Origin of the sequence: Mycobacterium sp. 852014-52144_SCH5372336, assembly GCF_001665615.1 — a bacterium.
Lineage (GTDB): Bacteria > Actinomycetota > Actinomycetes > Mycobacteriales > Mycobacteriaceae > Mycobacterium > Mycobacterium neumannii_A.
The window spans coordinates 1-4,108 of record NZ_LZSW01000046.1; the positions used below are offsets into that span (position 1 = coordinate 1).

6 protein-coding genes are annotated in these 4,108 nt (G+C 69.3%); 4 read left to right on the forward strand and 2 right to left on the reverse strand.

The annotated features are described in order from the left end of the window. The first annotated feature begins 79 nt into the window (after positions 1-79). Together A5759_RS10515 and A5759_RS26320 are read left to right on the forward strand one after the other, a co-directional pair. Complete coding sequence (locus A5759_RS10515; RefSeq protein WP_064419422.1) at positions 80-430, forward strand: metallopeptidase family protein; 351 nt, start codon at positions 80-82, stop codon at positions 428-430. A gap of 59 nt (positions 431-489) precedes the next feature. Beyond that, positions 490-681, forward strand: a complete 192-nt coding sequence (locus A5759_RS26320; protein ID WP_082962072.1) for a hypothetical protein — start codon at positions 490-492, stop codon at positions 679-681. Here the strand turns inward: A5759_RS26320 and A5759_RS10525 are convergent. Then, complete coding sequence (locus tag A5759_RS10525; protein WP_068197169.1) at positions 661-1,347, reverse strand: histidine phosphatase family protein; 687 nt, start codon at positions 1,345-1,347, stop codon at positions 661-663. The two genes, A5759_RS26320 and A5759_RS10525, sit on opposite strands and share 21 nt — an antisense overlap. Then, the gene (gene pheA / locus A5759_RS10530) at positions 1,344-2,270 is read right to left on the reverse strand and encodes a prephenate dehydratase (RefSeq protein ID WP_068197173.1); all 927 of its coding nucleotides are present in this window, start codon (positions 2,268-2,270) and stop codon (positions 1,344-1,346) included. Before pheA ends, A5759_RS10525 begins: the two co-directional genes overlap by 4 nt. Positions 2,271-2,380: 110 nt before the next feature. Here pheA and A5759_RS10535 point away from each other — a divergent pair, with 110 nt between their 5' ends. Both A5759_RS10535 and A5759_RS10540 read left to right on the forward strand, forming a co-directional pair. After that, on the forward strand, positions 2,381-3,178 hold the full coding sequence (locus A5759_RS10535; protein WP_068197176.1) for a DUF2470 domain-containing protein: 798 nt from the start codon (positions 2,381-2,383) through the stop codon (positions 3,176-3,178). A 19-nt stretch (positions 3,179-3,197) separates the two neighbouring features. After that, complete coding sequence (locus tag A5759_RS10540) at positions 3,198-3,965, forward strand: CPBP family intramembrane glutamic endopeptidase (protein WP_068197178.1); 768 nt, start codon at positions 3,198-3,200, stop codon at positions 3,963-3,965. Positions 3,966-4,108: the final 143 nt, after the last annotated feature.

Below are 4,108 nucleotides of genomic sequence, written 5' to 3' on the forward strand. Positions count from 1 at the left end.
GATGTGTATAAGAGACAGCCCCCCGCGCCTGCGCCGCCCCCACCGGCACCGGCACCCGCGCCGCCGGGGCCGTAGCCGCGTGGCCGTACAGATGAGCCCGGAACGGTTCGAAGAACTGGTCTCCGAGGCGCTCGATCTGATACCGCCGAAGCTCGCCGACGCGCTGGACAATGTCGTCGTCCTTGTCGAGGGCCGCAACGACGAGGAGCCCGACCTGCTGGGGCTGTATCAGGGCGTCGCACTGACCGAACGCGATTCGTGGTACGCCGGTTCGCTGCCCGACACCATCACGATCTACCGCGAAGCGCTGCTGGAGCACTGCGACAGCGAACAAAACGTCGTCGACGAGGTGGCGATCACCGTGATCCACGAGGTCGCGCACCACTTCGGCATCGACGACGAGCGCCTTCACGAACTCGGCTGGGGATAGCGGGCAAACACACCGCGCGGCAACTGCGCTTTGTCGCCCGCGAGTGCTATCAAGGGGCCATGACCGAGTGCCGAGAATGCGTAGAGGGCCTCGAGCACTGCCATGGCACCGTCATCCACCACGTCGCGTGTCGAGCGGAATGCACCGAACCGGATTGCGTCACCCCGGAAGTGGCGCACGCGTTCGTGACCGACTGTGAGGCGATCAGCTGCGCGTGCACCGTCTCGGTGTCAGCCCATCGGGTCGGCTGAGCGCAGAGCGTCTTCGACCGGCCGCACGTCGGGCTCGGGGTAGAACGGCGGCGTCAGTGGCCCCCACTGCAGACAACTCCACCTGCCGTCGGGGGTCGGTGCCAGCACGACGGCCTCCGTGTTCCCCAAGTGGTGGTCGAGAGCGAAACTGCGCTCGACACCGGCCAGCACCGAGGACACCAGCCGGATCGCCGCGCCGTGGCTGACCACCACGATGTCGCCGTGCCAGACGTCGTCGTCGAGATGGCGCATCCGCAGCTGGGTGATGGTTGGCACGTAGCGGTCCAGCACGTCGTGTCCGGTCTCGCCGTTGGGCATCGCCACGTCGAGATCGCCGTCGTGCCACTTCTGGTAGATCGATTCGAACGTCGCGATCGCCTCGTCGTCGTTGCGGTCCTCCAGATCGCCCACCTGGACCTCGTGGACCCCGTCGAGCTCCACAGGCGGCAACCGCAGCGAACCGGCGATCTCCTCGGCGGTCTGACGGGCCCGGTGGGCCACCGAATGCGCCAGGATCGCGGGCGCGCCAGGCATGCCCCTGGCGAAGGAGCGGGCCTGGTCGCGGCCGAGGTCGGTGAGTTCGGCGCCGGGCGGGCGGGTGTCGAGGCGACGGTGGACGTTGGCCAGCGACTGCCCGTGACGCACCAGCACGAGACGCCCGCTCACCTCAGGCCCTCCCTGAGTCGCGCCAGCCAGCTGGAGGCTTCGTCAAGGCCGGGAGGGGCCGCGCCTGCGGCCGCTCCGGTCGGCCAGGACCCGAGGAATCGCATATCCGAACAACGCCGGTGCAGCGCCTTGAGTGCCTCGGCCACCGCATCGTCGTCGATGTGGCCGACACAGTCGAGGAAGAAGATGTAGGTGCCCAACCCCGTTCGGGTGGGCCGTGATTCGATCCGAGTCAGATCGATGTCGCGGACCGCCAGCTCGGTCAGCGCCGAAACCAGCGCGCCGGGAACGTTGTCGAGTCGCAGCACCACCGACGTACGGTCGGCGCCCGTGCGCCCTGGCGGCGGGGCGGGCGCTCCGACGAGCACGAAGCGGGTGCGCGCGTTGGGCTCGTCGACGATGTCGGCTGCCAGCGCCTCCAGTCCGTAGCGCTTGGTGGCCAGCGCGGTGCTCACCCCCGCGTCGGCGCGCCCCTCGGCGACGTCGGCGGCCGCCGCGGCGTTGGAGTTGGCGGGCACCACCTGCGCCGACGGTAGATGCTCGGCCAGCCAGTGCCGCACCTGTGCGGCCGCGACGGGGAAGGCGGCGACGGTCTTCACGTCGTCGGCCGCGGTGCCGTCGCGCACCGCGATCGTGAACGAGACATCGAGTGTGAGCTCGGCGAAGATCTGCAGAGGTGTGCCGCCCGCCAGGCCGTCGAGGGTGGGTAGCACCGAACCCTCGATCGAGTTCTCGATCGGGACACAGGCGTAGTCGGTGTCCCCGTCGCGCACGGCGGCGAGCGCGCCCGTGGTGCTGTCGCACGGGACCGGCGTCACAGCGTCAGCGCCCGGGCCGTCGGGCAGCATCCCGTCGCCCGACATTTTGCGCAGCGCCGCCTCGGTGAAGGTCCCCTCGGGGCCGAGATAAGCGATGCGCGGCACGGAACAACACTATCGGGTCACCCGGGTAATGCCGTTCCGCTGCACGAAAGCCTTGCGGGATCCGCCATCGCTTAGTTAAGTTAGGCTCACCTTATCTCAGAGGAGGCTGCATGGCGACAACGGTCACGGCACCGACGACGGCCGAGCGAATCCGCACGGCGTGCGCCAAAGCGGGCGGCGCGATGCTCGCGGTCGAGGGCGGCGAGAACGGGGCTCCCACCGAGACACCGGTCCACCACCTGCTCGACGACGGCTCGTTCGCGATCACCGTTCCCGCGGACAGCGCGGTGGCGGCCAAGGCCGTCAGCGCGGGTGCCGGCGGCGTGCAGGCAGTGCTGGAGATGACGGACTACGCGCCGCTGCCGCTACGCGAGCCGGTGCGCTCGTTGGTCTGGATCCAGGGGCGCCTGCACGACGTGCCCGCCGGTGAGGTGTCGGCCCTGCTCGACCTGATCGCCTCGGAAGATCCCAATCCCGCACTACTTCAGGTGAACTCGGCACCCGCTGACGGCGACAAGAGCCACACGCTTCTGCGGCTGGAAATCGACTCCGTGGTGGTCGCCGATTCCACCGGCGCCGAATCGGTCAGCGTGAGCACGCTGCTGGACGCGCGGCCGGACCCGTTCTGCGCGATGGAGTCGTGCTGGCTGCAGCACATGGAGTCGGCCCACCGCGACGTCGTCGAGCGGCTGGCCAGCCGGCTTCCGATGTCGCTGCGCCGCGGCCGGGTCCGGCCTCTGGGTCTGGACCGCTACGGCGTCCAGCTGCGGGTGGAGACCGACGACGGCGACCACGATGTGCGGCTGCCGTTCGCCCGCCCGGTCGACGACGTAACCGGGTTGAGCCAGGCGATCCGGGTGCTGATGGGCTGCCCGTTCCTCAACGGGCTGCGCGCACGGAAGTTGTGACGGCGCTACCGTAGCTCCGGTGACCGGCGCCCCCGACGAGCTCACCGACCCTGCGCGCCGGGCCCTGCGCATCGAGATCGTCGTCGTACTGGCAGTGACGTTCGGCCTCTCGGCTTACAGCGCGCTGCTGAACCTGATCGAGTCGGTGCTCCTCGGCCTCTCCGGTCAGGTCGTCGCACTCAATCCGCGCCGCTCCCCGTTCGACCTCATCGACCTCGGACTCAACCTCGTCTGGGTGTTCCAGCTGTCGGCATGGGGTGCGCTGGCCGTATACCTGTTGTGGCGCAGCGGAATCACCCTCAAGTCGATCGGGCTGGGTCGGCCCCGGTGGCGCGCCGACCTGCTCGGCGGGCTGGGCCTCGCCGCGCTTATCGGACTGCCCGGCCTCGCGCTGTATCAGGTCGCCCGGCTCCTCGGAATGAACGCCGACGTCGAGCCGGCCGAACTGTACGACACCTGGTGGCGGATACCGGTGCTGCTACTGACGGCGCTCGCGAACGGCTGGGCCGAAGAGGTGATCGTCGTCGGCTACCTGATGACCAGGCTGCGCCAGCTACGCGTGAGCTCGGTGACCGCAGTGGTCGTCACCAGCGTCCTGCGCGGGCTCTACCACCTCTACCAGGGTTTCGGCGCGGGGCTGGGGAACCTGGCGATGGGCCTGGTGTTCGGCTACGTCTACCTGCGGACCGGCCGGCTGTGGCCGCTGATCGTCGCGCATGCGCTGATCGATGCCGTGGCCTTCGTCGGCTATGCCCTGCTCGCCGGCCACCTCGGCTGGTTGCGATGAACACGCGGGCCGGCGACGTAGATTTCTTTAGGTGACCGACAACCGGCAACCGCCCCGCGGGTTCGAGCCCCCGCCGCGGCCGCGCCGGGAGCCGTCACAGGTGATGCGCCGCGATCCCAACTACCTGTCTCTTATACACATCT

Bases quoted from the DNA above. Each gene is read 5' to 3' on its own strand.
- A5759_RS26320 (WP_082962072.1), top strand. From the start codon at position 490: ATGACCGAGTGCCGAGAATGCGTAGAGGGCCTCGAGCACTGCCATGGC.
- A5759_RS10535 (WP_068197176.1), top strand. From the start codon at position 2,381: ATGGCGACAACGGTCACGGCACCGACGACGGCCGAGCGAATCCGCACG.